The organism is Streptomyces sp. RLA131, assembly GCF_056270125.1.
Genome location: NZ_JBWDOQ010000002.1, coordinates 247,293 through 272,373, shown reverse-complemented (window position 1 = coordinate 272,373; position 25,081 = coordinate 247,293). Strand labels below are relative to the sequence as shown.

18 protein-coding genes and 7 pseudogenes are annotated in these 25,081 nt (G+C 69.2%); 16 read left to right on the top strand and 9 right to left on the bottom strand.

Going from position 1 to position 25,081, the window contains the following annotated elements:
- The first annotated feature begins 128 nt into the window (after window positions 1-128).
- The 4 genes and pseudogenes from RWE79_RS01845 (at window position 129) to RWE79_RS01830 (ending at window position 4,347) form a co-directional block, all read left to right on the top strand.
- Window positions 129-1,394, top strand: coding sequence for an IS701 family transposase (locus tag RWE79_RS01845; RefSeq protein ID WP_475938225.1), 1,266 nt, complete (start codon window positions 129-131; stop codon window positions 1,392-1,394).
- A 253-nt stretch (window positions 1,395-1,647) separates the two neighbouring features.
- Window positions 1,648-2,973 (top strand): annotated as a pseudogene (locus RWE79_RS01840) (NF041680 family putative transposase); the annotation flags it as partial.
- Between the two features lie 165 nt (window positions 2,974-3,138).
- Window positions 3,139-3,666 (top strand): DinB family protein, encoded by a 528-nt coding sequence (locus tag RWE79_RS01835; protein ID WP_475938224.1) that lies wholly within the window; start codon window positions 3,139-3,141, stop codon window positions 3,664-3,666.
- Window positions 3,667-3,784: 118 nt separating this feature from the next.
- Window positions 3,785-4,347, top strand: a pseudogene (locus RWE79_RS01830) (hypothetical protein).
- Window positions 4,348-4,495: 148 nt separating this feature from the next.
- On the opposite strand, the gene RWE79_RS01825 reads toward RWE79_RS01830, so the two are convergent.
- Window positions 4,496-4,816 (bottom strand): hypothetical protein, encoded by a 321-nt coding sequence (locus RWE79_RS01825; RefSeq protein WP_475938223.1) that lies wholly within the window; start codon window positions 4,814-4,816, stop codon window positions 4,496-4,498.
- Between the two features lie 780 nt (window positions 4,817-5,596).
- On the bottom strand, window positions 5,597-5,947 hold the full coding sequence (locus tag RWE79_RS01820; protein ID WP_475938222.1) for a twin-arginine translocation signal domain-containing protein: 351 nt from the start codon (window positions 5,945-5,947) through the stop codon (window positions 5,597-5,599).
- Between the two features lie 331 nt (window positions 5,948-6,278).
- Between RWE79_RS01820 and RWE79_RS01815 the strand changes: the two genes are divergently transcribed.
- From RWE79_RS01815 to RWE79_RS01805, 3 genes are all read left to right on the top strand, one after another.
- Complete coding sequence (locus tag RWE79_RS01815) at window positions 6,279-6,452, top strand: hypothetical protein (protein ID WP_475938221.1); 174 nt, start codon at window positions 6,279-6,281, stop codon at window positions 6,450-6,452.
- Between the two features lie 84 nt (window positions 6,453-6,536).
- On the top strand, window positions 6,537-8,384 hold the full coding sequence (locus RWE79_RS01810; protein WP_475938220.1) for an ABC transporter ATP-binding protein: 1,848 nt from the start codon (window positions 6,537-6,539) through the stop codon (window positions 8,382-8,384).
- Window positions 8,381-9,298 (top strand): serine/threonine-protein kinase, encoded by a 918-nt coding sequence (locus RWE79_RS01805; protein WP_475938219.1) that lies wholly within the window; start codon window positions 8,381-8,383, stop codon window positions 9,296-9,298. Before RWE79_RS01810 ends, RWE79_RS01805 begins: the two co-directional genes overlap by 4 nt.
- A 21-nt stretch (window positions 9,299-9,319) precedes the next feature.
- Here RWE79_RS01805 and RWE79_RS01800 read toward each other — a convergent pair whose 3' ends face one another.
- Together RWE79_RS01800 and RWE79_RS01795 are read right to left on the bottom strand one after the other, a co-directional pair.
- Complete coding sequence (locus RWE79_RS01800) at window positions 9,320-10,093, bottom strand: anti-sigma factor (RefSeq protein ID WP_475938218.1); 774 nt, start codon at window positions 10,091-10,093, stop codon at window positions 9,320-9,322.
- Window positions 10,083-10,670, bottom strand: coding sequence for an RNA polymerase sigma factor (locus RWE79_RS01795; protein ID WP_475938217.1), 588 nt, complete (start codon window positions 10,668-10,670; stop codon window positions 10,083-10,085). The genes RWE79_RS01800 and RWE79_RS01795 overlap by 11 nt, the downstream gene beginning before the upstream one ends.
- 466 nt (window positions 10,671-11,136) lie before the next feature.
- Here RWE79_RS01795 and RWE79_RS01790 point away from each other — a divergent pair, with 466 nt between their 5' ends.
- Window positions 11,137-12,912, top strand: coding sequence for a hypothetical protein (locus RWE79_RS01790; protein WP_475938216.1), 1,776 nt, complete (start codon window positions 11,137-11,139; stop codon window positions 12,910-12,912).
- A 121-nt stretch (window positions 12,913-13,033) separates the two neighbouring features.
- Window positions 13,034-16,030, top strand: a complete 2,997-nt coding sequence (locus RWE79_RS01785) for an AfsR/SARP family transcriptional regulator (RefSeq protein ID WP_475938215.1) — start codon at window positions 13,034-13,036, stop codon at window positions 16,028-16,030.
- Window positions 16,031-16,043: 13 nt separating this feature from the next.
- On the opposite strand, the pseudogene RWE79_RS01780 reads toward RWE79_RS01785, so the two are convergent.
- Window positions 16,044-16,178, bottom strand: a pseudogene (locus tag RWE79_RS01780) (IS481 family transposase); the annotation flags it as partial.
- Window positions 16,176-16,377, bottom strand: a pseudogene (locus RWE79_RS01775) (IS701 family transposase); the annotation flags it as partial. The pseudogenes RWE79_RS01775 and RWE79_RS01780, both read right to left, overlap by 3 nt.
- A 56-nt stretch (window positions 16,378-16,433) precedes the next feature.
- On the opposite strand from RWE79_RS01775, the pseudogene RWE79_RS01770 reads away from it, so the two are divergent.
- From RWE79_RS01770 to RWE79_RS01760, 3 genes and pseudogenes are all read left to right on the top strand, one after another.
- Window positions 16,434-17,753 (top strand): annotated as a pseudogene (locus RWE79_RS01770) (ISAzo13 family transposase); the annotation flags it as partial.
- A 51-nt stretch (window positions 17,754-17,804) separates the two neighbouring features.
- Window positions 17,805-19,057 (top strand): IS3 family transposase gene (locus RWE79_RS01765; RefSeq protein ID WP_475938214.1). Its coding sequence is split into 2 segments (ribosomal slippage): window positions 17,805-18,087 and window positions 18,087-19,057, totalling 1,254 coding nucleotides; the frame shifts between segments, so codons are not numbered across the junction.
- A gap of 29 nt (window positions 19,058-19,086) precedes the next feature.
- Window positions 19,087-19,448, top strand: a pseudogene (locus tag RWE79_RS01760) (ISAzo13 family transposase); the annotation flags it as partial.
- Here the strand turns inward: RWE79_RS01760 and RWE79_RS01755 are convergent.
- Window positions 19,448-19,531: pseudogene (locus RWE79_RS01755) on the bottom strand (transposase); the annotation flags it as partial. The pseudogenes RWE79_RS01760 and RWE79_RS01755 overlap by 1 nt on opposite strands.
- 299 nt (window positions 19,532-19,830) lie before the next feature.
- Here RWE79_RS01755 and RWE79_RS01750 point away from each other — a divergent pair.
- Window positions 19,831-20,022 (top strand): hypothetical protein, encoded by a 192-nt coding sequence (locus tag RWE79_RS01750; protein WP_475938213.1) that lies wholly within the window; start codon window positions 19,831-19,833, stop codon window positions 20,020-20,022.
- Between the two features lie 72 nt (window positions 20,023-20,094).
- Complete coding sequence (locus RWE79_RS01745; protein WP_475938212.1) at window positions 20,095-21,135, top strand: BTAD domain-containing putative transcriptional regulator; 1,041 nt, start codon at window positions 20,095-20,097, stop codon at window positions 21,133-21,135.
- A gap of 260 nt (window positions 21,136-21,395) precedes the next feature.
- Here the strand turns inward: RWE79_RS01745 and RWE79_RS01740 are convergent, their stop codons facing one another.
- Window positions 21,396-22,145: an ABC transporter permease gene (locus RWE79_RS01740; RefSeq protein ID WP_475938211.1), complete on the bottom strand. Its 750-nt coding sequence runs from the start codon at window positions 22,143-22,145 to the stop codon at window positions 21,396-21,398.
- A 2-nt stretch (window positions 22,146-22,147) separates the two neighbouring features.
- Window positions 22,148-23,113 (bottom strand): ABC transporter ATP-binding protein, encoded by a 966-nt coding sequence (locus RWE79_RS01735; RefSeq protein ID WP_475938210.1) that lies wholly within the window; start codon window positions 23,111-23,113, stop codon window positions 22,148-22,150.
- Between the two features lie 92 nt (window positions 23,114-23,205).
- Between RWE79_RS01735 and RWE79_RS01730 the strand changes: the two genes are divergently transcribed.
- Both RWE79_RS01730 and RWE79_RS01725 read left to right on the top strand, forming a co-directional pair.
- Window positions 23,206-24,423, top strand: a complete 1,218-nt coding sequence (locus tag RWE79_RS01730; RefSeq protein ID WP_475938209.1) for a sensor histidine kinase — start codon at window positions 23,206-23,208, stop codon at window positions 24,421-24,423.
- 2 nt (window positions 24,424-24,425) lie between these two features.
- Window positions 24,426-25,076 (top strand): response regulator transcription factor, encoded by a 651-nt coding sequence (locus tag RWE79_RS01725; protein WP_475945545.1) that lies wholly within the window; start codon window positions 24,426-24,428, stop codon window positions 25,074-25,076.
- The last annotated feature ends 5 nt before the right edge of the window (window positions 25,077-25,081 follow it).

The following is a 25,081-nucleotide window of genomic DNA, read 5'->3' as shown; positions in this document are numbered from 1 at the left end:
GACCGAGCCCTCGCGCGCAGGCGATCTACCGAACTCCTGATCCGAACTCCAGACAGGACCTAGTAGGGCTTGGTCAGGTTGGTTGTGGTGGTGCGTGTCCTGTGGGTCGGGTGTGGCGTTGAGTGTGTGTGACTCCGGACGAGATTGCTGTGGTGCGTGGTGAGTTGGAGGCGTTCGCGGCGGAGGTGTTCGAGCCGTTTGCGCGCAAGGATCAGCGTCGGTGGGGGCAGGTCTATCTGCGGGGGCTGCTGACCGATGGGCAGCGTAAGTCGGTCGAGCCGATGGCCGCCCGGCTCGGGGAGGACGGCAATCGTCAGGCACTGGCCAACTTCATCACCACCAGCCCCTGGGACCCGGCGCACATCCGGGCCCGGCTGGCCTGGCGGATGGAGGAGGCGATCGGTCCGGAGGCCCTGGTCTTCGACGACACCGGGTTCTTGAAGGATGGGACGGCCTCGGCATGCGTGTCGCGGCAGTACACCGGCACCGCGGGCAAGGTCACCAACTGCCAGGTCGGCGTCTCGCTCCACCTCGCCTCCGACCACGCTTCGGCGGCGGTCAACTGGCGGCTGTTCCTGCCCCAGACCTGGGACCCCGCCTCACCGAAGGCCGATGCGGACAAGGTCGCCCGACGTGCCGCCTGCGGCATCCCGGACGATATCGGGCATGTGGAGAAGTGGCAGCTGGCCCTGGACATGCTCGACGAGATCCGCTCCTGGGGGATCGAGGTGCCGCTGGCCATCGCGGACGCCGGATACGGCGACGCCGCCGCGTTCCGGCACGGACTGCAGGCCCGCGGCCTGAACTACGTCGTGGGAATCTCCAGCACGCTGTCGGCTCAGCCCGCCGGCGCGGTGCCGGTGGCCGAGCCGTATGCGGGGACCGGACGCCCGCCGGTGGCGAAGTATCCCGACAAGCCGCAGTCGGTGAAGGAGCTGGTCACCGCGGCGGGCCGGAAGGCGGCCCGGCCGGTGCAGTGGCGGGAGGGCTCCCGGCCCGGCACCGGCCGCTCGGGCCGCAGGCGGATGTACTCGCGCTTCGTGGCCCTGCGCATCCGGCCCGCCGGACGCGAGGTCCGCCAGAACGTCGACGGCCCGGAACTGCCCGTGTGCTGGCTGCTGGCCGAATGGCCTGCCGGCGAGAGCGAGCCGGTGCAGTTCTGGCTGTCCGACCTGCCCTGCGGCATGCCGTTGACCACGCTGGTCCGGCTCGCCAAACTCCGCTGGCGCATCGAGCACGACTACCGGGAGATGAAGCAGGCCCTGGGACTCGCCCACTTCGAGGGCCGAACCTGGAACGGCTGGCACCACCACGTCACCCTCGTCTCCGTCGCGCACGCCTTCTGCACCCTGCAACGACTGGCCCGGGCCCCAAAAGACACGGCGCCGGCCTGAGCCTCTACCAAGTCGTCCGCGAGCTACAGACACTCCTCGCCCTCTGGACCGGCGCCTGCCCGACCTGTCACCGCGACATACCAACGTCCATATCAACCTGACCAGGCACTACTAGGAGCCGCCCTGAGCTTGACGTTTAACCTCGCAGGTCACCCGACCTGCTGATCTGCGGTTGTTCCCGGGACAGCGGAGGCGGCCGTTCTTCACGCTTCGAGATGTCGAGTAACGAAGCACGAGAGAACGGCCGCTGCTCATGAGTCTCCCGGTCGACGCGCCCGCAGGTGACGCGTTGGGCATCTTGTCCCGCTTTCGGGTCGAGTTCCACGAATGCCTCTACGCCCGAGCGGACGCGCTCTTCGAGCTCACGGACGCGGTGCTGTGCACGGACGGGCCGGTGAAGACCCTGGTTGAGCTGTCGCTGGCGGTCGAGCACCGACGCGGGCATGGCGCGCTGTACGCGGCTTTGGACCGCGGTTGGCTGGAGCCGACGCGGTTGCGCCGCACGCTGGCCGGCCTGCCACTGCCGAAGGCGGCCGACGGCTGGGTCGTGCTGGCCGTGGACGTGAGCAATTGGCTCCGCCCCGATGCCCCGACCAGCGACGATCGGCTGTTCTGCCACGTCTACGGACGCGGTGACCGCAAGACGGACCAGTTCGTGCCTGGCTGGCCGTACTCCTTCGTTGCCGCGCTGGAGTCCGGCCGCACATCCTGGGTCGCGCTGCTGGACGCCGTGCGCCTGGGCTCCGCCGACGACGCGACGCTCGTCACCGCCGCCCAACCGTGCGACGTCGTCGAGCGGTTGACGCAAGCCGGGCACTGGCGGCCGGGCGACCTGGAGATCCTGATCGTGGTGGACGCCGGCCACGACGTCACCTACCTCTCCCACGCCCTGGCCGACCTGCCGGTCGTGCTGGTCGGGCGCCTGCGCTCGGACCGGGTCATGCTCCGCGACCCTGGTCCGGTCCACCCCGGGCCGAAGGGCGGGCGGCCCCGCCGGCACGGCGGCGTCCTCACCTTCGCCAAGCCCGACAGCTGGCACCAGCCCGACGTCACCACCGGCACGGACACCACCCGCTACGGCAAGGCCGAGGCGATGGCCTGGGACCGGATGCACCCCAGGCTCACCCACCGCGGCCCGTGGCTGGACCACGCCGAGGAGGAACTGCCCGTCCTGCACAGCACGTTGGTGCGGCTGCAGGTCGAGCGTCTGCCGGGCAACCGCGACCCGAAACCGGTCTGGCTGTGGTGCTCAGCCACCGCCGCCACGCCGGTGGACGTGGAACGCTGGTGGCAGTCGTTCCTCCGCAGATTCGATCTCGAGCACACTTTCAGGCTGATGAAGCAGACGCTCGGCTGGACGGCCACGAAGGTCCGCCACGCCGACAGCGCCGATCTGTGGACCTGGCTCATCATCGCCGCCCACACCCAGCTCCGCCTCGCCCGCCCCCTCGCCGAGGACCCGCGCCGCCCCTGGGAACGACCCGCCGAGCCCCGCCGCCTCACTCCCGCCCGCGTCCGCCGGGGGTTTCGCAACGTCCGCGCGACGGCGGCCCGTCCGGCGGCCGCACCGAAACCGTCCAAGACCGACCGGCAATAGGCCCCCGGGAGGCGGCGGGGGGATCAAAACAGCCACGGGTCCACGTGATCATGGAGTTCTCTACGCTCAGTAATCACAAAGGACGGCCTGACCGCGCTGCCATTTTGCCTGCTTGAACCCTCCCATACGGCGGTGCAGGGTGGATCCATGACATGGACAGCACCACCGGTCGAGCGCACCAAGCAGCTAGGCAGCCTGGGCACCATAACTGAGCGTCACATGTTGGAGGGTTGGCTGAACTGGCACCGGGAAACATTACTGGCCAAGTGCGCCGGGCTTGAGTCGGCCCAATTGGCGCGGACGACCGTAGAGCCGTCGCCCCTCACTCTCCTTGGCTTGGTCCGGCACATGGCGGAGGTAGAGCGATGGTGGTTCCGGCGAAGCTTCGCAGGTGAAGCTATCGGCGATGTCTTCACCGGCCCGTCAGATGGCAATGAGGGACTCGACGGAGTTCACGCAGCCGATGCGGAGAGAGACTTCAAATTGTTCCAGACCGAGGTCAAAGTGTGCGACGCGGCGGCGGCCGGGCACGACCTCGACGAGACATTCCTGTCCTCTCGCGGAGTTTCCCTCAGCCTGCGCTGGGTCTACATGTTGATGATCCAGGAGTACGCCCGCCACAACGGCCACGCCGACTTCCTACGGGAGCGGACCGACGGGGAAACGGGTGACTGAGCTTCTTTCTCAGACCCGGTCCGGCAGCAGGTGCCCTGGACATGGGATGAGCATCAGAACGGGCACGGGTCCACGTGATCATGGAGTTCTCTACGCTCAGTGATCACGAAGGACAGCCGTGCCCGCACTGCCATCTTGCCTGCTCGAACCCCTCTGGAACCAGTTCGTGGCGCTCCTGCCCGCTCGGCAGGAGTTCGCCGCGGGCCACCCGCTTGGCTGCCACCGCCGCCGTGTCCCCGACCGGACTGTGTTCCAGCACGTGGTGCTCGCTTTGGTCCACGGCTCGGGCTACGAACGGGTCTCCAGCCCCGGATGCTCTGACCGGACCATCCGTCGACGTGTCAAAGAGCGGGCTGACCAGGGGATATCCGAAGTGGTGCACGTTCTCGCGCTGGAGGCGTACGACCGGATGATCGGCCTGGAACTGTCCGAGATATCCGTGGATGGTTGCATCACCAAGGCCCCGTGTGGCGGCCAGAGTGCGGGCCGGTCCCCGGTGGACGAACGCACTCGTGGATGAACAGCTACGGCAAGCTACGACGCTGCACCGAGAAGAACAGCGCCGTCGTCGAGTTCTACCTCCACCTGGCCGCAGCACTCGTCACTCTCCGCATGCTGATACGCCACGCCACCATTCGCTACCGCTGGGATCAGCGTCCCACCACACGCCGCCTCAAGTGATCCATTTGCCGGTCGGTCCAAGCCGGGCCTGGGACGGCCTCCCGGCTCGAAGAACAAGCACCGGGCCAAGCGTCACGACGTCGGCAAGACCGTCAAACGCGCCGAGTCGATCAAGGAGCATCAAGCCCGCCGAGAACAAACGTCAAGCTCAGTCGGTCCAGTGGAAGAAGATCCAGCCGACTACTGCCGCAGTCACCAGGGCGAAGCCGCCCAGAAGGATGCTCAGCAGGATTCGCGGGGCGCGCCACCGCCTCCGGTGCGGCAGTAGCCAGAGCGCTAACAGGGCCGCGTCCGCCACGGCGAGCCCGACCGTCTGCGGGTTCACCGCCCTGTCAGCCTGCGCGATGCCGGACCAGATGGCCAGCACTGGCGCCGCGATGACGGACGCGACCAGCGGGGCCACCCACCAGTGCTGATCGGCCTCGGGGGCGGGGACCGGGACCTCGGATTCTGGGACAGTCGGCGTCATGCCCCCCAGCGTGCGGCCTGGCGCCGCGCGGCCGTATCCGCATTGGTACTCACGACATACTCATCCGTGGCACTCACTCGCGTTGCACAACGGCGGTGGTGCTTGGCGCTCACTCTTTACGTCGACGACTCTCCATCCCTGACCCCGAGCGCCCGCCGGGCTCGAAGAACCGCCGCTCGGCACCACGGCACGACGTCGGACGCGTCCTGGCCACAGGCGAGGCATCCGCCCGCCCCGCCCACCACCACGTGGGCACCAAACCCCGTCGCGCAGCGTGACGCCCGACTCGGCGCTCACGAACCGGACGTCCTCAGATTGGCTAGCAGCATGACGCGCCCGGAGGGGGCCTGACCCTGTTCGGCGCACTGCTGATATCGACAGGGCTCGCACTGTTCATGCTGGCGGTTGCCTGGGCGGTAATCGGAATACACGCCCCGCTTCTCGGCTGCATGCCGGGCAGATGGCTTCGGCGACATGTCCGCCAACCCAGACTCTGGGGACTGGGCGCTGGGCTGATGGTCTTGAGCGGAGGCATTCATTCGCCATCACTCCTCGCCATCGGGATCGGCCTCGTCGCCCTGGGGCACGTCGTGAAGTCGACGAGATGACACAGCAGCCCAAAGGACCCAGAGGTTAAACGACAAGCTGAGACGCTGAGCCGTCACTCACAGTGGCCGCAGCACTGAAGTTGAGCCACAACCCAGGTTTCGACGGCGGAGTACCGCAGGGCTCTCCAAGCAAGGCGCGGTTCTGTCCAACGTGTGGCCGCCGTGGCGTGGGTCAGTTCAGCGGGGCCGGCGCCGGGGTGCCGTAGAACGTGATGGGCGGCCAACCGCGGGACTCGGCCAACTCGTTGAGCGCGTTTGCGATGTCGATGGGGTCGATCTTGGTCCCGGTGCGGTTGGTGTCGCAGTTTACGCGGAAGGAGAGCTCCAAGTGCCCGTCGGGCTCACTGTAGTCGGGGTTCGAGTTGCTGATGTTGGAGTTTCCGCTGAACTCGGTATTGATCGGGAAGTCGGCCGACGACGCCTCGGCCTCCGCCGCTTGCACCGACCCCGTGGTGCCCAGGACCGCGCCTGCAGCGGTCGTCCCGGAGTACCCCAGCAGCGAACGTCTCGAAATGCTGGACAACGTTGCCCCTCCTCGCGGCTCTGCCAGGTGTCTCCCTGAGCGTCGTTTGATCGTACGTACGAATCTGGGACGGGTGGGGCTGAACAGGATCGTCCACAAGTGAAGGCGGGAAGCTTGGGGCAGAGGTGCCGTCAGCGCAGCTCGGCGGTACCCCGGAACCTCGTGTTCGAAGCCAGCGCCACGGCCCCGCCACCCCCCCCCGAAGCCGCTGGGCTGAACCGTGTCGAGGCTTCGGCCGATACGCAACCCATTTCAAACTCTTGTCCCGGAACGCCATCCAAGTCCTGCCCTGAGACGTATCCCATGTGCAGCGAGTTTCAGGAGGAATGTAATGGCTATCTTCAGCAATCTGATTCCTGCCAATCGCCGGGACCGCAACAACGACACGTCGCGTCGCGACGACTTCTCGGGGCATGGTCACGGGCACGATCACGACCACGATCACGACCACGGCGACTGCCACGGGCACGGCCACGGCGACCGCCACGGGCACGGCCACTGGTGACCACACCACGGAGGCTGAGCGGACCGGAGACCGGAAGGTGCTGGTCCGCTCCGTCCGTCCGTCCCTCTGCGAGGAACGCATGCCATGGTGCATGTCCTGCGGCGTCTGCTGTCGGTGGGTGAGACTTCCGATGTGGTGGCGGCCGCGCCCCCGGTGCCTCCGCGCGAGGTGTTCCGGCGGTTCTGGCCCTATACCCGCGGCGGCCGGCGCTGGTTCGCTCCCATCGTCCTCTTCAGCCTGATCGGCCCCGCCCTCGACGCCACGGAGATCTGGCTCTTCAAGATCGTGGTGGACGATGTGCTCGTTCCCCGGGACGTCGGACCGCTCCTGTGGATCGCACCGAGCTATCTGGGGCTCATCATCGGCTCCGGCATTCTGGGGTTCGCCGACGATGTGACGTCCACGTGGGTCAGCGAACGCTTCCTGCTGACGCTTCGCTCCGATGTGTTTCGGCACGTCCAGGGCCTGTCGCTCGGGTTCTTCGAACGCCGGCGGCTCGGAGACGTGTTGTCGCGTGTGACGGGCGATGTCGACGCGGTCGAGACGTTCCTGCTCTCGGGAGTGGCGGACGCCCTCTACTACGTGATCCGCCTGGGTGTCTTCCTCGGCCTGCTGTTCTACCTGCAGTGGGATCTGACCCTCCTCGCCCTCGTCATCGTGCCGCTGTTCTGGGGCGCCGCCCGGCACTTCTCGCGGCTGATCAAGGAGGTGTCCCGGGAGCGCAGGCGCCGCAGCGGTTCGATCAGCGCGATCGCCGAGGAGTCGCTGGGCAACGTCGCCCTGGTGCAGGCCTACAACCGGCAGAGGTGGGAAGAGCGCCGGTTCGAGCGTGAGAACGTCGGCAGGTTCCGGGCGACGATGGCCTCGACGCGGATCCGCGCCGTCTACGGGTCCGTCGTCGAGGTCATCGAGGTGTCCGGCGTCCTCGCGGTCATGAGCCTGGGCACCTGGAAGCTGGCCCAGGGACAGCTCACGCTGGGCGGACTGCTGGTCTTCCTGGCGCTGATCGGCAACCTCTACAGTCCGGTCCGCGGTCTGTCCCACCTCGGCACCACCTTCTACGCGGCGTCCGCCTCGGCCGAACGGATCATCGAGTTGCTGGACCAGCGGCCGCAGGTCGTCGAGGCCGCCGACGCCCGCCGGATCGGCCGTGCGCGGGGTGACGTGGAGTTCGACGGCGTCTCCTTCCGCTATCCCGGTACGCCGTCCTGGGCGCTGTCGGACGTGTCGTTCCACGCGGCCGCCGGAGAGACGTTGGCGCTGGTCGGGGCCAGCGGGGCCGGCAAGTCGACGGTCGCGAAGCTGCAGCTGCGCTTCTACGACCCCGACCGGGGCGCGGTCCGCCTCGACGGGACGGATCTGCGGGACCTGCGCCTGTCCGACCTGCGGGAGAGCGTCGCGGTGGTCCTGCAGGAGACGCTCGTCTTCCACGGCACCGTGCGGGACAACATCGCCTACGGCCGGCCGGAGGCGACGGAGGCCGACATCGTCGCGGCGGCGCGCGCCGCGGACGCGCACGAGTTCATCGAGCTGCTCCCGGAGGGCTACGACACGATGGTCGGCCAGCGCGGCCGGACGCTCTCCGGCGGGCAGCGCCAACGCCTGGCGATCGCCCGCGCCATGATCAGGGACGCGCCCGTGCTCCTCCTCGACGAACCGACCACCGGCCTCGATGTGCGGTCCGGCCGGCGGATCATGGACCCGCTGCGCCGGCTCATGGCCGGGCGGACGACCGTCGTCATCTCCCACAACCTGCTGACCGTCCGAGACGCCACGCGCATCGTGGTTCTCGACCAGGGCAGGATTGTCGAGTGCGGCGCCTACGACGACCTGCTCGAACGCGGCGGGACATTCGCCCGGCTGCACCGGCTGAACGCCCTGGCCGGTGCCGCCCCGGCCGGGTCCTCGGTCCCGGGGATGGTGCTGCCGTGAGTGTCCCGGCGGTGCGGGCCGCCCCGCCCCTGGCGCCCGGCACGAGACCGGTCCCGGGCTACGAGATCCTGGCGCATCTGGCGCGCACCGGCTGGCTCGACGTCTACGACGTCTGGAGCGAGGAACGGGACTGCCGCTGTGTGATCAAGGCCGTGCGCCCCGACCACCGGGACCAGGAGCAGCTCCGCGACCAGTTGCTGCGTGAGGGGCGGTGGCTGGGGGCCTTCACCCATCCGCACCTGGTCCGCGCGTACGAGACGTTCGAGTCGCCGGTGCCGCTCGTCGTGCTGGAGACGCTGACCGGCGAAACGCTGTCCCACCTCGTCCACCGGTTGCGGCGTCGGCCGTCCGCCGCCGACGTGGCGCTTCTCGGCGTGCAGCTGTGTTCCGCGATCCATTACCTCCACGGTCAGGGTCTGCTGCACTTGGACCTCAAGCCGTCGAACGTGGTGGTGGACCGCGGTCACGCGAAGGTGCTTGACCTGAGCGTCGCGCGGCCGCCCGGGCCCGCGCCCGCGGGGGTGGGCACGTTCTGCTACCTCGCTCCCGAGCAGGCCCGCGGCGGGCCGCTGTCGGCAGCCGCGGACGTGTGGGGCATCGGCATCACGTTGTACGAGGTCGCCGCTGGGGACGTGCCGTTCTGCCGCGGGGATTCCCGCGAGGTTTCTCCCCATGGGGAGAAAGGGGACGAGCTCTGCGACGGCAGCGTCACGGGCGGCCGGGACGACTGGTATCCGCAGCTGGAAGGGACCGCCCCGCCGATCGGCTCGCGGCGGCGTCTGCCCGGGAGGCTCGCGGCGGCCATCGACGGCTGCCTTCGGACCGATCCGTCGTCCCGGCCCCCGGTTACCGAGCTGGCCGCCGCACTCGACGCGACGCTGCCCGGCCCGGGGCGCCGCACCGCCCGTCCCTGAGGCCGTGGCGGGGCGCCGATTTCACGCGCTCCGGCCGGTCTCGAAGTGGCCGGTGGCCAGTACGGTGCCGTCGGAGGTGGTCAGGCGGGCGCCGGAGAGCGCCGCGGGGTCGACCGGGGCCGCCGCGCCCCAGTCACCACGTCCGTTGCTCAGGGTGAACGTGCCCACGCGGATCGTGGTGCCGTCCGTGCGCTCCAGGAGGCAGACGACCTTGCCGCTGTACGGAGTGCCGACGGCGGCAAGGTCGACGGTCATATAGATCCAACCCGGCTTCCCCGGGTCTCCGGGGTGGGCGTAGACGTCGCCGGCCGACGGCCCGAGACCCGAGGCCGAGGTCAGCTCTCCCTCCATCAAAGACGTCCGGGTCTCCACGGCAGGGGAGCTCGAGGCCGTGACACTCTCGATGGCGGTGCCGACCGCCCAGCCGGTGAACCCGAACGCGAGTGCGAACGCGGCCGCGGCGGATGCGACCCGCAGCCGGACACGGCGTGCGCGACTGCGGACCGCCTTGTGCGCGAGGTCGGACGCCCGCGTGTGGGGGTCCCCCTCGTGCGCCGTCATGTCCTGGGGCAGTCTGCGCGCCACCCGGGTCTCGAACCCGAGCGGCGGCTCGCTGCCCGGCACCAGCCCGATCAGTCCGTCGCCCACCAGGGTCATGTGCTCGATGTACTCCCGACAGGCCGCGCACCGGTCCAGATGCGCGACCGCCACCGCCCGCTCACGGCCGGGCAGCACGCCCAGTGCCATCTCGGCGCCGATCTCCCGCAGCGCCTCGCAGGTCACGTCACTGGCCATGGTCCCCTCGATTCGGAGAGGCGAGTGTGTTCCGCAGCTTGCCCATCGCTGTCCTGATGCGCGTCTTCGCGGTGCCCAGCGGGATCTTCTCCCAGTCGGCGATCTGCTGGGCCGTCATTCCGTAGATGCCCGCCATCACCAGGGCACGACCCTGCTCCCGCGGCAGCTGCGCCACGGCGGCCCGCAGCTGGGACGAGGCCTCGTCGGCCAGCGCCCACTGCTCGGGGGTCTCGGTCACGACATCGAGGAGCGCGTCGAGGTCCGCGGGTGCCACCGGCTCCGTCCGCCGCGCACGGACGGCGTCGATGGCGAGATTGTGCGCGATGGTCGTCAGCCAGGTCGTCACCGACCCGCGGCGCGAGTCGTAGATCTGCGCATGACGCCACGCACGCTCGAACGTCTGCTGGGCGATGTCCTCGGAAAGTTGCGGATCTCTGGTGACGGCGATGGCGACACCGAAGACCGCGCGCTGGAACCTCCGTACGAAGGTGACCGCGAGCTCCGGATCACCGGTGGCCAGCCCGGACAGCAGAGCCTCGTCCGGGAGACGGTCGACGGGGAACCGGAAGCTCGGCACACCTATACATACGGTCCGCTCCCGCCAAGGGATTGCCCGGCTGCTTCGGAAGATCACATTCCTATTTTGCGCCTGTTTTCCCCGGCTGCACGAACTGCTCGCAGCGCGGTCAGGGATCGTTCTGCGCCAGCCGCGGCAAACTTCTGAACCTGATCGGGGGATGTCGGGCCACCGCCCGGCCTGAGTCGCCCACTCGCGTGCCTGTGGGTGTTGCCACCTCCCGGCTGCCCTCAACCACCGCGGAATGAAACCCGGAACGCAACGAGGGACTGTCAGGGCACGCGCGCGTGGGCCCCTCCGTCAGCTCTATGTCGTCCTATGGCAGGGTTCAGGCGATGTAACGCTGTATGACGTAGAGCCACCTCTATATCGAGTATTGATCGGATGCTTATCCTCCCCTTGTTGCATGGACGCATGAGGTGCGCTGATCCTTCGGGGCGCGAGCGCAGGGGACAGGAGCTGGGACATGCGTCCGTGGGTGAGCGATGAGGTGTGGCCGAGCGGTACGTCCGCGCCATCGGCGATCGGGGCCGGCCGTGTCCGGCCGGAGCAGCCGCACGCGGCAGTCGGGCGGCGGCTCACCGCGGCCGAGCAGCGTGAATACGCGGTCGACATCGGATCCTTCGGATCGGTCGACTCTCCCGAACTGCGCTTTCTGCGTTACCGTGACGGACGGCTCCTGCTCGTCGGAGTCGAACCCGTTTGGGCGGCGCTGCTGTCAGGTGCTCTTCGCACCGGGTGCCGCGAGATCGACGTCCTGTGTACGGACCCGGCCGCCGGTGGCACCGACCTCGCGGGGCTGATCGCGGGTGCCCGCCGCGACGGCGCACAGCGGGTTCGTCTGAGGTCGGACCTCGACGAGCTTGCCGCCACCGACACCGTCCTCCATATGTCCGGCTCGGTGCCGGAACTCGTGGCGACGGCCGACCGGTGCGCCGATGCCGGGGCGTTTGTCGGACAGGTCCTGATCGTCGGTGAGGACATGTGGACCGGACCCGTCGGGCCGGCTGCGGGCACGGCCGCATCCTCCGCCTGGCGTCGGCTGCGCGGCCTGCCCTTAACCGGGTCCGCGACGCCTTCTCTCGCGAGCCGGCCGGTGGAGCTCGCCGCCGAGCAGTTGCTGCGCGCCTGGTTCGAGTGCGCCACGGGCACAGCCCGGCCATCGGGAAGCCCGTACGTGCTGCGGACGGATCTACGGACCGGTACGGCCGTCCCGCACCGTTTCCTGCCGCTTCCCGCCGGATCCACAGCGCCGCGGGTCACCGAGGCCCAAGCCCGGGCGGCGTTCCTGGGGAGGCTGGATGGGGCGGCCGTCGACGCCGACGTGCTGTTCGAGCGGGTCGCCGCCGTGGCAGACCCGTGTACGGGTCTCGTGGGAGTGGTGGAGGACAGGGAGGTCGACGAGGGGCCGCTCGCCCGGTGGGAGTGCCGGACGACCGTGGCAGATCCGTTCGGTGCGAGACCCGCCGGGACGCCCGATGCCGTCGTCACGGGGCACGGGGGCGATCGCGACACGGCCCGCCTGGCGGCGTTGCTGGCCGCACTCGCGGGCTACGGAAGTCTCGCGGGCTACGGAAGTCTCGCCACCGGCCCGTCCGCCCGTAACCCCGACGTCTGGGGCCTGGACCTGATGACGGGAGCACTGCGCCGGATTCCCGCACGGGATGCCCACCCCGCCCCTGACAGGGGGGTGCCGTACCGGCCACCGGTCGGTGCGGCCGCCGGACTGACGTGGGCGCACGCCGTGCGAGCCGGGCTGACCCAGCACTGCGAGGAGCTGCTCGTGCGGCGGCTCGCCGATCCCGGTACGTGCGTGCCCCGGCTGCTCCTTCCCGCGGACGAGGCCCCTGGAGCCGCCGATCCACTGTATCTGCTGCACACGCTGGGTGAGCCGGTCGCCCACGACCTCTCCGCGCTGCTGTCCGTGCCGGCCTGTGCGATCCGGCTCGGGGCGCGGACGGTCCTCGCGGTTGGTGCCACGCATGCCGAGGCCGTGCGCACCGCGGCCGAACGCGCCGTGCTCGCGCGGGAGTCACCCGCCGGGACCGTACCGGCGATCACACCGGAACAGGAGCGACCCGCGCCCTTCTTCCCGGGCATGCGGACGGTACCGGGCCGGGCCCGGTTCGTCGAGGCGCTGCGTGCCCAAGGGAGAACGCCGGTGGTGGTGCTGCTGGATCACGATCTGCAGGCCGTCATCGTCCTTCCGTACATCGTTCGGGTGATCTCGATGGCAGAGTGAAAGCCGTTGGCCTCGCCATACACGCTCATGACATATTGGTAACTCTGTTCGCCGGATACTCGAACGTCGTCCGGCGACGGTGCGTTGGGGGCGTGTCCGGGGAGCAGGGAAGGCTGGATTCGTGGGGGGAGCCATCGACTTCAGCGTGCTCGGAACGGTGCGCGTGTACCGTGACGGGGCCGAACTGGCCGTCGGATCACCACAGCAACAGGCGCTGCTCGTGGCGCTGCTGCTGCGATCCGGCAGAGTGACCTCCTCACACGAACTCATCCATTCCATCTGGGGAGACGAACCCCCGAACTCGGCTCTGGCGAGCCTGCGCACCTACGCATGGCGGCTGCGACAGGCCCTGGAGGAGGACGCGTCCTCGCCCGAGCTGCTTGTCTCGCAGCGCGACGGCTACCGCTTGGTGGTGCCGCGGTCGTCGGTGGACGTCGACCGCGCGGAACAACTGGCGGCGGACGCCGCTCGGGCGCGTACCCGGGGGGACGACGAAAGCTGCGGCCTGCTGCTGACCGAGGCCCTGGATCTGTGGCAGAGCGCTCCGCTGGCCGGTGTGCCGGGGCTGTTCGCCGAGCAGCAGCGGGCACGGCTGACCGAGTTGCGGCTGGGTCTGCTGCAGGAGCGCTTCGAGTGCGACCTGCGCGCGGGCCGGCACACCTCGCTCATCCCGGAGCTGGCGGCCTTCACCCGGGAACACCCGCTGCAGGAGCGGCCGTACGGATTCCTGATGCGGGCGCTGTACGCCTCTGGACGCCAGGCCGACGCGCTCGCCGTGTACGCCCGGGCCCGTCACGTCCTGGCCGAGCAACTGGGCGTCGACCCCGGACCCGAACTCACGGTGCTGCACCAACAGGTACTCCTCGGTGATCCCCTGCTGCGGGCCCCGGCAGCGGAGCCCCGAGCGGTCCGGGTGGCCCCCGTCGAGCACGTGCCGCAGGAGGAGACGGTCCCCGCCCCGGTGGACGCACCGGCCTGGGTGCCCACGCGTCCCGCCCAGCTGCCCGCTGACACCTCCGACTTCACCGGCCGGGCCGAACAGGTGGAGGACCTGTGCCGGATGCTCACCGATCCCGGACGACCCTCGCTCGCGGTCGCATTAGTCAGTGGCATGGGCGGACTCGGCAAGACCACGCTGGCGCTGCGGGTCGCCCACCGGATCAAGCAGGACTTCCCCGACGGACAGCTCTACGCGGACCTGCGCGACAGCGCGTTGGAACCGGCCGACCCCGGAGCCGTCCTCGGCAGCCTGCTGTGCGCGCTGGGCGTCGCCACCCATGCCCTGCCCGCCATGACGGAGGACCGCGCACGGCTCTTCCGTACCCTGCTCGACGGCCGACGTGTGCTGCTCCTGCTGGACAACGCCCGGGACGCCGCGCAGGTCGCACCGCTGCTGCCGGGCTCCGCCGACTGCGGTGTGATCGTCACCAGCCGTACCAGGCTCGTCGGCATTTCCAGCGTTGCCTCTGTGGCCCTGGACGTCTTCGACACCGACGAGGCCGTCGGTCTGCTCGGTGCGATCGTCGGTGCCGACCGCATCGCCGCGGAGCTGGACGCCGCGGTCGAGCTGGTGACCGCCTGCGGACACCTTCCGCTCGCGGTGCGCATCGTCGCCGCCCGGCTCGCGGCCCGACCGCGCTGGGAGCTGGAGACCATGACCCGTCGTCTGGCCAACGAGCGGCGCCGCATCGGCGAGTTGCGCGCCGGTGACCTGGCGGTGGCCGCGGCCTTCGAACTCGGCTACCGCCAGCTGCCGAAGAAACAGGCTTCCGTCTTCCGGCTGCTCGCGCCGGTGGCCCGCGCGGGCATCGGACTGGAGGCCGCCGCCGCGGCCCTCGGACTCGACGAGTACGACGCCGAGGAGCTGCTGGAGGCACTGGTGGACGCCGCCATGCTGGAGGCCCCGCAGCCCGGCCGGTACCGCTATCACGACCTGGTGCGGGCCTATGCGCTCCAGCTCGGGACCTCCCCGGCCGACGGGGGCACCGAGGCGGGCACCCCCGTCCTGGCCCCGCTCCTGGAGCACCTGCTGGTCCGCGCGTGTGCGGCCTTCCAGCGCATGGTCCCGGGCGATCCCGCCCAAGTCTTCCTCACCCTCACGTCCGAACCCGCGCCCGCCTTCGCCGACATGGTCGACGCGCAGTCCTGGGTGACCACCGAGTTCGAGTTCCTGACCAACGCGGTGACGCTGGCCGCCCACGCCCCGGTCGGTGCCGGCGACCGGATCCTGCGGTTGGCCGCGGATCTGCTGGTCGCCCTCAGCCCGTTCGGCAAGGATATTCCGTACGGGGAGCTCGCCTTGGCCGCTCAGAGCCTGGCCGAGACCGCGGCGCGGCGGGGTGACGACCACGCCGCGGGCCGCGCCCGGTTCGTCTGTGGCAACGCCGCGCTGCAGAACGTCCGGCTCGAACAGGCGGAATTGATGACCCGTCTCGCCACCGAGTCCTGTGAGAGGGCCGATGACCTGGTCATCCTGCGTCAGACGCTCAACGACCGCGGCCTCATCGCGCAGTTCCAGCACCGCTACGAGGACGCGGAACGGTGCTACGAGCAGGCGATCGAGCTGGCGCGCGAACTCGGACACCGCTCCGGCGAACAGGTGACCAGGCTCAACGCGGCGCAGGCCGCGCTCCGTAGCGGCCGGGCCGAGGAAACACTACTCACCTGTGACGAGGCGCTGACCGCGCTGCACGAGGTCGAGGACCAGCACGGCATCGCCTACGCCCTGTACGTAAGGGGAATGGCCCTGCACGAGCTGGGCCGGTATGCCGATGCGGTTGCGAGCCACACGAAGTGTCTGGACATCTGCGACTCCTGGCAGATCCGCGGCCAGGAGTCGCAAGCCCGCTTCCGTCTCGCGGAGACGCTGCGGGTCATGGGCCGCGGTGACGAGGCGTTGTGGGAGGCCGTGCGGGCGCTGACGCTGTGCGAGCAGCGGGGCGCCGAGCGTGACCGGGGTCTCGTCCTACTCGTACTCGGGTGCACGCTGGCCGATCTGGGGGACCGGGAGGCGGCGCTGCGCCGCGCGCGCCAGGCGCACTCCGTCCTCACCCGGCTGGGGCTGCCCGACGCCGACCGCGCGGCGAACCTGGTCGAGTGCCTGGACACTGTGGAGTGACCGGCCGCCAGGTGTATTGACCCGCAGGATTGTTCACACGGCTGATGGGTGGTTGGCCTCCGAGTGCGGTGTGGCAGCGATGGTAGTTGTAGGTGTGCGGGAAGGTGCCGAGGGCTGCGGTCCGCTCGTCGTTGCTGGTGCAGGGCCGTCCGCAGGCCGCATCAGCGGTCGCCCAGGCGATCGGCAGGGCGGAGTCCAGCGCCCGCCGGACCATGGCGCGTGCAAGTTCCGGCTTGGTCGCGAAGGACTTGTTCTCCGGGACGCGGGCAGCGCGGCACCGGTCGGGCCCGGTCCCTGGCGGAGGTACAGGCGGCGAACACTCCGATCCGGCAGCTCTCCGTGCGGCCGGGGGCCCGTATTCCAATAGGTGCTCGGCAGAGGGGTGTTGGTGGGAGCCTGAGATATGACCCCGTGTCTGTCAGGCCGCGTTGCCGCTCGTGCTCTGCGGGCCAAGTTCGATCAGATCCTGCCGCACTTCGATGAGCGCCGCCGTCGGTTGTACCTGGCCAGTGAGGCGACGGCCCTCGGCCGCGGCGGGATCGTCCGGGTCGCCGCCGCCTCCGGCACCAGCACTGTAACCATCGTGCGAGGCATGGCCGAATTGGCCGGTTGCTCCTCACCGACCCTGCGGGTCCGGGCTCCAGGTGCAGGCCGCAAACGGCTGACAGATACCGACCCTGGTCTGCTGCCCGCGCTGGAGTCGCTGATCGAGCCGCACACCCGGGGCGACCCCGTCTCCCCGTTGCGGTGGACCACGCTGTCGTTACGGGCCCTGGCCTCGACCCTCACCACACACGGCCACCCGATCAGCGCTTCAACCGTCGGACACCTGCTGCACACCCTGGGCTACAGCCTGCAGGGAACCGCGAAGACAACAGAGGGCATCAGCCATCCGGACCGCGATGCCCAGTTCACCCACCTGAATGCCACCGCCGCCGCGTTCCTCAACGATGCCCAGCCGGTGATCAGCGTCGACACCAAGGCCAAGGAATGGCTCGGCAACCGGGACCGGCCCGGTCGCACCTGGCGGCCGGGCAGGAACGCGATCAAGGTGGACTGCCACACGTTCACCACCAACGACCAGCCCATGGCGATCCCCTACGGGATCTACGACATTGCCAACAACAGCGGATGGGTCAACGTCGGCACCGACCACGACACCGCCCAGTTCGCGGTGGAGTCCATCCGACGCTGGTGGCAGCACCGCGGACGGGCGGACCACCCGAATGCCGGCAGGCTCCTGATCACCGCCGACTCCGGCGGCTCCAACGACCCCCGCCGCTGGACCTGGAAAAGCAACCTTGCCGCCTTCGCACGAGAGAGCGGCCTGGAGATCACGGTCTGTCACCTACCGCCGGGGACTTCGAAGTGGAACAAGATAGAGCACCGGATGTTCTGTCACATCACCGCGAACTGGCGGGGGCGGCCGCTGACCAGCTACCAGGTCGTCCTCGAGACCATCGCCGCCACAACAACCAAGACCGGCCTGACCATCGGGGCCGAACTGGACACAGGCAACTAAGACCTCGGCATCAGCGTCACACCCGCCGAGTTCCACGCCCTTGCGATCACACCCAGCCCCTTCCACGGTGACTGGAACTACACACTGTCTCCCGTTCCGCCGCGAGCGCCAGACGCGCCGGCAACGACACACCGGACCGACCCGGCCCTGACCGCGATGCTCACCGATCCGGCCCTGACCGGCATGTCACGAACCGCCTTCGTGAACCGCCCCGGCTCGAATGGAGACTCGATTTCATGAAAGGATCGAGTCATGGCACGACCTTCCCGTTACCCCCTTGAGCTCCGCCGTCGTGCGGTGCGCATGGTCGCCGAGGTGCGCGACGACCACGCGAACGAGACGGCCGCTTTGCAGGCGGTGACCGAGAAGCTCGGCATCGGGTCCCGCGAGACGCTGCGGAACTGGGTGAAGCAGCACGAGATCGACGCGGGGACGCGACCGGGGACGACGACGGAGGAGTCCGCCCAGCTCAAGGCGTTGAAGAAGGAGAACGCCGAGCTGAAGCGGGCCAACGAGATCCTGAAGGCCGCGGCAAGTTTCTTCGCGGCCGAGCTCGACCGGCCACACACACGCTCGTAGCGTTCATCGACGAGCACCGGGACCGCTTCGGCGGCGTCGAGCCGATCTGCAGGACGCTCACCGAGCACGACTGCCAGATCGCCCCTTCCACGTACTACGCCCACAGGAAACGCCTGCAAACTCCCTCGGCCCGTTCCGTGCGCGACGAGGAACTCAAGGAGCGCATCAGGGAAATCCACACGTCCAACTACCGCGTTTACGGAGCCCGGAAGATCTGGCGCGAGCTGAACCGGCAGGAACACGCCGTGGCCCGCTGCACCGTCGAGCGCCTCATGCGCGAGATCGGCATCACTGGAGCCGTCCGCGGCAGGAAGGTGATCACGACGATCACCGATCCGGCCGCCGGGCGGGCCCCGGACCTCCTCGACCGCAAGTTCGTCGCCAGTGCCCCCAACCGCTGCTGGGTCGCCGACTTCACGCACGTCGCGACCTGGAGCGGGGTCGTCTACGTCGCCTTCGTAGTGGACACCTTCTCCCGTCGCATCGTCGGCTGGTCCGCCGCCACCACCAAGGAGACCAGGCTCGTCCTGGACGCCCTGGAGATGGCCCTGTGGCAACGCGACCGGGACGGATTCCCGTATGCACAGGGCGAGTTGATACATCACTCGGACGCGGGGTCGCAGTACACATCGTTCGCGCTGGCCGAGCATCTGGACCGAGCAGGTATCGCGGCATCGATCGGCTCGGTCGGCGACGCCTACGACAACGCCCTGATGGAATCGACGATCGGCCTGTTCAAGACCGAGCTGATCAAACCCGGCCGGCCCTGGAAGACGCTCTCCCAGGTCGAGCTCGCCACCGCCGAGTGGATCGACTGGTACTGCCACCGCCGACTCCACGGTGAAATAGGCCACGTCCCACCCGTCGAGTACGAGACCAACCACTACATGAAATCCACGAAACCCCAGGTCAAAACCACAATCTGAGATCTCTACCGAACCCGGGGCGGTTCATCGAGTATTTGGTGGCGGTCTCGGAGCCTTTCTGGGACGCCATGGCCGAGGCGGCATTCCAGCGACGCTTCCACCGCCCGCGCAGCTACCGCCACCCACAGACCAGCAGCGTGGACCACACCCACCGGCTCCTGGCAGCCATCCTGCGCCGCCGCAGAGCGGTGACCATGACGTTCCTGGCCCAACTACTGGGCGTCAACCGCACCAACCTGTCCATCCAGTACCAGGACGCAAAACGGCTCCTGGACCTGCACCGGATCCTCGTCACGCCGATACCCGGATCACCCGCCCGCACATTGGAACAGCTACACGCCCGAACAACCCCCGCGGAAACCCGTCGCTGACAGTTATTGAAATACGGGCCCCCGCAGTGCCGGAATATTGCCGTTGCACCCCGGCGGAGACGGTGCCCTTCTTGAAGAAGCCTGTGTCGTCGACGATCACCACGACAGTGCTGGCCCACCCGCGGCGGCAACGACTGCAACTCGGCATCCCACAGCCCTACTTCGGCATCGCTCTCCGTTTCCATAACCGGTTCAACGCACCTCGATCGGGTGAGTCACGAACCACCACCCTCGTGACCAGGACATATGGAGGAACGCGATTGGAGTACTTGAGCGGGAGGGGATCGTGGATGCCGTCGTCCCCGCAGATCCGAGGGCATATCCGGCGTCTATCCCACGTAGATCGAGGGTTGGCAGAGTCTCACACGACAGCAGGAACGACGAGCGAAAGCAGACCTGACGATGCGATTCACCAGCTCCTTCGCTCTGCATACCACCTCCGTCGCCGCCGCCGTGATGTCGGTGCTCATCCTCACGGCCGTGGCCCAGCGGGCCGAGCCGGCGAAGCGCTCCTCGGTGAGCGTGCTCGCCGACGTCGTAGTCCTGGACCAGCCCACCATGGATGTCCCCGATGAGTGGAACAGCAAGGGCTGAGCGGGCCGTTACGAACCGCCAACGGGAGATCCGACGGCCCGGTACGACTGGAACGGACATAACGGGGAGCACATGAAGGGCAGTAGTTCTCAGTCGGCGGTGGCCGACATCGTGCGTACCGCGCGGACGAGACGCGGGGTGAGCCAGCGAGACCTCGCCGAAAGATCCGGGATCGGCCTGCGCACTCTTCGGGAGATCGAGCGCGGGCGGGTCCAAGACCCGAGGTCCGGGTCGCTGCGCAGACTCGCGAGGGCCCTGGAGGAGCCGGAGCTGCTCGCACGGGTGGGCGAGGCGCAGGACGGCGAATCCACCTCCGACTACGAGGGCGAGCCGCTGGTCCTGCGGATCCTGGGCCGCCTCTCGGCGTCACGCGGTGAGGCCGAGCTGGCCACTGGAACCCCGATGCAGCAGTGCCTGCTCGGCTTGATGGCTCTTCAGCCCAATGGGGTCGTCGAGCGCGACGAGATCATCGACGTGCTGTGGGGGGACCGGCTTCCGGACTCCTTCGGGCAGTTGATCCACACCTATGTCTCGCGCATCCGGCTGTTACTGCAGGCGCATCACGTCCCGGGAACCGGCCGCATGGAGGTCGTGCGGCGCGGCGGGGGCTACGAACTCCAGACCGACGAGGACTGCCGTCTCGACATCCTGGAGTTCGACCGCCTCACGCGTGCGGCCGAGTGTGCGTATGCCGGCAGCGACCCCGTGGCCGAACAGGGCTTTCTGAGCGACTCGCTCCGGCTGTGGCGGGGGCGGCTGCTGGAAGGCATGCCCCCGGCGCTTCAGCAGCACCCGGTCGCGGTGGAGCGGTCACGCCGCCGTGTCCGGTCCGCGCTTCGGCTCACTGATCTCGCGCTCTCACAGGGGCAGTACGAGGAAGTACTGGTCCGGCTGGGGCCGATGGCCCGTCATGAGCCGCTGCACGAGGGGCTGCACGCCCGCCTGGTCACGGCACTCGCCGGATCGGGCCGACGGGCGGAGGCGCTGGAGCTGTTCATCTCCGTCGACCGGCGGCTGCGCGAGCAGAGCGGTATCGGTCCGGGCGACGAACTGCGCAGCGCCCAGATGGCCGTACTGCGGGAGGACCGGACCGCCGGCGGCGCACCGACGTAGCGCGCGCTGCTGAAGAGCGGGGTTCCGCTCTCCGGGCCGGGCCTGCGGGACGGGCTCGCCGTCGGCGAACTCGCGGCGCGCGACCGGCCGCGGTCCGCTCGCGAGGGTGCCGGGCCCCGCGGGAAACCGCGTGTCCTGATACGGCTCCTTGCACAGGAGAAGTCAGCGGTGTGAGGGGAGGACGGCTGGTGGTTCCCGCCGTCCCCCTCACGCCGTATCAGGTGGCGCCTCGGCGGCGCCGCTGCAGTGCCCGTCCCGGCTCACGCGTCGCGGTTGCGCAGGACGAGCCAGCCGCCGACCGCCGCCACGGCGGCCCAGACCACCATGATCAGCATTCCGGTCGCCGGGCTGTACGGGGCCGCTGCGTCGAGGTGGATCCGCAGGCCGTACTGGCCCGCGCGGTCCGGCAGGTACCAGGCAAGGTCACGCAGTCCCGGGATCTCGGCGAGGACGGGGGACACCAGGAAGAGGAACGGGACCAGGAGGCCCATGGAGAGCATCAGGCTGCGAAGCATCGCGGCGATACCCATGCACATGACGGCCAGAACAGGGAAGTACAGCGCGCCGGCCACGATCGCCCGGACGGTGCCCTCGTCCCCGAACGCCGCCCCGTTCTCGGCGAGCAGTCTCTGCGAGGCGAAGAAGGTGCCGATGGAGGCCACGACACCCGCCAGCAGGGACAGGACCGCTCCGGTGGTCAGTTTGGCGCCGTAGAAGAGCCCCCGCCGCGGCACGGCGGCCAGGGAGGTGTGGATCGAACCGGTGTTGTACTCGTTGCCGACGACCAGGACCGCGAACGCGATCACCAGGACATGGGCGAAGAAGATTCCGTAGTAGCCGAGCTGCACCGGGTCGAAGCCCTTCCCGTCGGCCTCGGCGGTGCCGACCGAGCCGCACACGCCGGCACCGATGCCGATGAGCAGGAGAGCGGCGAGGGGCAGCGCCCAGGCGACCGAGCGAACCGAGCGGATCTTCGTCCACTCCGAGTAGAGAACCGCGTTGACAGACATGTTCAGGCCACCTCTCCCAGGGGTCGTGCCACGTATTCCACCGCGTCGGAGGTCATGCGCATGAAAGCGTCTTCCAGCGAATCCTCGACCTGGGACAGTTCCAGGACGGGGGTGCCCTCGTGAGCCGCGATCCGGCCGATCTCCTCGGCGCCGGTGCCGTACACCTCAAGGCTGCCGTCGGCGGCGGTCTCCACCCGAAGCCCCTTGCGGTCGAGGGCTCCCCGCAACCGCACCGGTTGGGTGGATCGGACCCGGACCCGGCTGCGGCCGTGCTCCTCGGCGAACTCGGTCATGGACACGTCGGCCAGCAGACTGCCCTTGCCGATGACGACCAACCGGTCGGCGAGCAGCGCCATCTCCGTCATCAGGTGGCTGGAGACGAGCACTGCCCGGCCCTGGGCGGCGAGGTCCCTCAGGAAGTTCCGCAACCACCGGATGCCCTCGGGATCCAGGCCGTTGACCGGCTCGTCGAGGATCAGCACCCGCGGGTCGCCGAGGAGGGCGGCGGCGATGCCCAGACGCTGGCGCATGCCGAGCGAGAACCCCCCGATGCGCCGCTTGGCGGCGGTGGCCAGTCCGACCTGCTCCAGCACCTCGCCGGCGCGGGAGTCGGCGATGCGGTTGGCACGGGCGATGCACAGCAGGTGGTCGCGAGCGGTGCGGCCGGGGTGTGCCGCGCCGGCGTCCAGGAGAGCGCCGACGTGCCGCAGCGGTTCCCCCAGCTCGGCATAGGCCCGTCCGGAGATGAGGACCCGGCCTTCCGCCGGGCGGTCCAGGCCGAGGATCATCCGCATGGTGGTCGACTTGCCGGCACCGTTCGGACCGAGGAAGCCGGTGACCATGCCGGCCCGCACCTGAAAGGTGAGCCCGTTCACCACGGTCCTGTCACCGTAGGCTTTGACGAGGCCCTGGACATCGATCGCGGGTGCGTCCCCCGTACCGTGCGAGAATTTCCTGTCGCTGTTCATGTCCTTGAGTCAATCGTTTCGCTCCTTGAGGCGGATCCCCCGACGGCGGGAATGTCGTCCCCCCTGGGAGGGAGACCACGAAGGATGACAACGTGCAGCTGAAGTTCTTCGCCGCCCGGACGAGGGGCGCCACGTACTCGCGCGCTCTGCATGTGCTGATCAGCGCGGCGGTGGGACCGGTGTGCGTCCTGGTCTACCCGGGCTTCTCGGAGTCACTGCCCCGCACACTTGCCGCGTCGGCCGTGGTGCCGGTGCCCGTGCTGCTGCTTCTCGGCATGGTGCCGGCCATGCGGCACGCGGAGGGCGTGCAGGCCCGGCTGCTGCTGGCCCCGGTGGATGAGGGAGAGATCGGACTCGCCCCGGCCAAGGGCCTGCTGTTGCGCTGGCGCACCAGCGTCTGGCTTGTCGCGCGCGTGTGGTGGGGGCTGCTCGTCGTGAGCACTCTCGTCCAGCTGCTGTCGATCACGGGGACGCTGGCGACCGTCCCCGCCGGCGAACACACCAGCACGGTACTCGGCGTCGAGATCCAGGGCGGTCACGAACGGATCTGGGTCCTGGTGTTCGTACCGCTGCTGCTGCTGCTCATCGCCGGCATCGCCGTCGGTGCGGGACATGTGCAACTCACCCTCGCGAAAAGGCTGCTGGGGCCGTCCACCGGCGAGCGGCTCGCCGATGCCGAGCGCCGGGCGGACGAGCTGCTGGCACGCAACCGGCTCGCCGGGGAACTGCACGACTCGATCGGGCACGCGCTCACCGCGACCGTCCTGCAGGCCGGCGCCGCCCGCGAACTCATCGACATCGACCGCGACTTCGTGGTCCGTGCCCTGGCCTCCATCGAGGAGACCGGGCGACGCGCCATGGACGATCTGGAACGCACCCTGGGGTACCTCAAGGAGGTGGAACAGCCGTCTGCCCGCAAGGGCCGGCCCACGCTCGCGGACATCGGACAACTGGTGGAGGCCAGCCGGGCGGCCGGGACCACCGTCAGCTCCCGGACGGCCGACGACTTCGCGGCCGTCCCGGGGGTGGTCTCCCGCGAGGCGTACCGCATCCTCCAGGAGGCGCTCACCAACGCGATGAAGCACGCGCCCGGTTCACCCGTGGACGTCGTCCTGGAACTCACGGACGAGCACATAGAACTCTCGGTGACCAACATGATCGTGGAGGGCACCCGACGAGCGCGCGGTACGGGCAAGGGCGTACGGGGCCTTCGTGAGAGGGCCGTGCTCCTGGGCGGCCGGGCCACGGCCGGATCCGAGTCCGGGCGCTGGGTCGTCAGCGCGCACTTACCCCTACGGTTGGATTCATGACCATGACCATCTCTGTCCTGCTGGTCGACGACGAGGAGCTCGTCCGGGCCGGCATGTCCGCCATCCTCGGCAACAGCCCCGACATCACCGTGGTCGGTGAGGCGTCCGACGGCTCCGAGGTCGTTCCGCTGGTGCGTCGACTGCGTCCGGACGTGGTGGTCATGGACGTCCGCATGCCCCGGGTCGATGGCATCACCGCGACCCGCGAGCTGCTGGCCGCCGTACCGGAACCACCGCGGGTCCTGGTGATGACCACGTTCGAGCATGACGACTACATCTACGAGGCCCTCAAGGAGGGGGCGTCGGGCTTCCTTCTCAAGCGCTCCCGGCCCGCCGATATCGTCCAGGCCGTGCGCACCGTCGCCACCGGGGAGTCGGTGCTCTTCCCCGCCGCCCTGCGCACGCTGGTGTCGGGACGCCCCAAGCCGGACTCCCGCGGTGCGTTGGCCCGTGCCCAGCTCACCGATCGGGAGGCGGAGGTTCTGCGCCTGATGGCGCAGGGAATGTCCAACGTGGAGATCGCCGGGGCGTTGTTCCTGGGGGTGCAGACCATCAAGACCCACGTGAGCAGCACCCTGGCCAAGCTGGGGGCGCGTGACCGTACACGGGCGGTGGTGATCGCGTACGAGTCGGGGTTCATCGAGGTCCGCTGAGGGGG

Coding starts and splice junctions, on each gene's coding strand:
- RWE79_RS01835 (WP_475938224.1), top strand. CDS start 3,139: ATGACATGGACAGCACCACCGGTCGAGCGCACCAAGCAGCTAGGCAGC.
- RWE79_RS01825 (WP_475938223.1), bottom strand. CDS start 4,816: ATGACGCCGACTGTCCCAGAATCCGAGGTCCCGGTCCCCGCCCCCGAG.
- RWE79_RS01815 (WP_475938221.1), top strand. CDS start 6,279: ATGGCTATCTTCAGCAATCTGATTCCTGCCAATCGCCGGGACCGCAAC.
- RWE79_RS01810 (WP_475938220.1), top strand. CDS start 6,537: ATGGTGCATGTCCTGCGGCGTCTGCTGTCGGTGGGTGAGACTTCCGAT.
- RWE79_RS01800 (WP_475938218.1), bottom strand. CDS start 10,093: ATGGCCAGTGACGTGACCTGCGAGGCGCTGCGGGAGATCGGCGCCGAG.
- RWE79_RS01790 (WP_475938216.1), top strand. CDS start 11,137: ATGCGTCCGTGGGTGAGCGATGAGGTGTGGCCGAGCGGTACGTCCGCG.
- RWE79_RS01750 (WP_475938213.1), top strand. CDS start 19,831: ATGCGATTCACCAGCTCCTTCGCTCTGCATACCACCTCCGTCGCCGCC.
- RWE79_RS01745 (WP_475938212.1), top strand. CDS start 20,095: ATGAAGGGCAGTAGTTCTCAGTCGGCGGTGGCCGACATCGTGCGTACC.
- RWE79_RS01740 (WP_475938211.1), bottom strand. CDS start 22,145: ATGTCTGTCAACGCGGTTCTCTACTCGGAGTGGACGAAGATCCGCTCG.
- RWE79_RS01735 (WP_475938210.1), bottom strand. CDS start 23,113: ATGAACAGCGACAGGAAATTCTCGCACGGTACGGGGGACGCACCCGCG.
- RWE79_RS01725 (WP_475945545.1), top strand. CDS start 24,426: ATGACCATCTCTGTCCTGCTGGTCGACGACGAGGAGCTCGTCCGGGCC.